The sequence below is a fragment of the Frankia sp. Hr75.2 genome, from assembly GCF_949319125.1.
GTDB lineage: Bacteria > Actinomycetota > Actinomycetes > Frankiales > Frankiaceae > Parafrankia > Parafrankia soli.
The window spans coordinates 1-953 of the sequence record NZ_CASGGV010000184.1 but is presented as its reverse complement, the minus strand read 5'-3'; the positions used below and the strand labels follow the sequence as shown (position 1 = coordinate 953).

Below are 953 nucleotides of genomic sequence, written 5' to 3'. Positions count from 1 at the left end.
TAGCCTAGACGTGCGTCAAGGCTTTGCATAGACGAACGTCAAGGCCCACGGTCTTCGATCAAGCAGTCGACAACCTCGATCCGGATCTCGATGCGGTCCAGGTCGCCGTCCGCGGCGCGTTGCCCGTCCGGGGTCCTGTTGCGTCCGGTCACAGGTCGGAGGATAGCGGCGGCTTCGTCGCCGGCGGTGCGGTCACGCCCCTGTACGGGTGGCGGCCGGCGCCCGTCACGATGCCCACGGAGGTCACGGTTCGACCACCACCCGCAGCGCTCCGGCCTTGCGGTCGGCGGCGACCCGGAACGCCTCGACAGCGTCCTCAAGCGGGAACCGATGGGTGATCAGCGCGCGGGCGATCTCGGGACTGTCGGCGAGCATGGTCGCCGCGTCCTCCATCTCGCGCCCGTTCGCGTGCCGGCAGTAGCTCATCGAGGGGATGAGCCGGGCCTCACGGTGGAACAGCGGGGACCAGTTGACCTCCACCGTGCCCATGTGGAAGCCGACGACGACCACCGTCCCGCCCGGCGCCACGAGGTCGACGGCGCGGGCGAGGCTGGCCGACGTTCCCGCGGCCTCCACGACCACGTCGTACAGGCCCGTGGTCCCGACCTTGGCCCCGAGGCGCTCGCCGGCTTCGACCTGGTGCGGATGGCGTGCCTCGAGGTCCACCTCGGGAGCACCCTGGCGGCGCGCGCCGGCGGCGGCGAGCAGGCCGAGCGCACCTGCTCCCACGACAGCCAGCCGGGTGTCCGGACCGGTGCCGGCCAGCCGGAGGGCGTGCCAGGAGACCGACGCGGGCTCGACGAGCGAGGCGTCGCGGATGTCGAGACCGGGCGGCAGCGCGACGAGCCGCTGCGAGGGGACGCGGAACTGCTCGGCCATCCCGCCGTCCGCGCTGGAGCCCAGTGCCCGATGGATGTGGGTGGGGCACAGGTTGTACCGGCCGTCCAGACACA

At 72.2% G+C, this 953-nt stretch carries 1 protein-coding gene; it reads right to left on the bottom strand.

What is annotated here, in order from left to right:
* Positions 1 to 243: 243 nt before the first annotated feature.
* A partial coding sequence (locus tag AC559T_RS14165) for a zinc-binding dehydrogenase (protein ID WP_498868993.1) occupies positions 244 to 953 on the bottom strand: 710 nt, incomplete at its 5' end.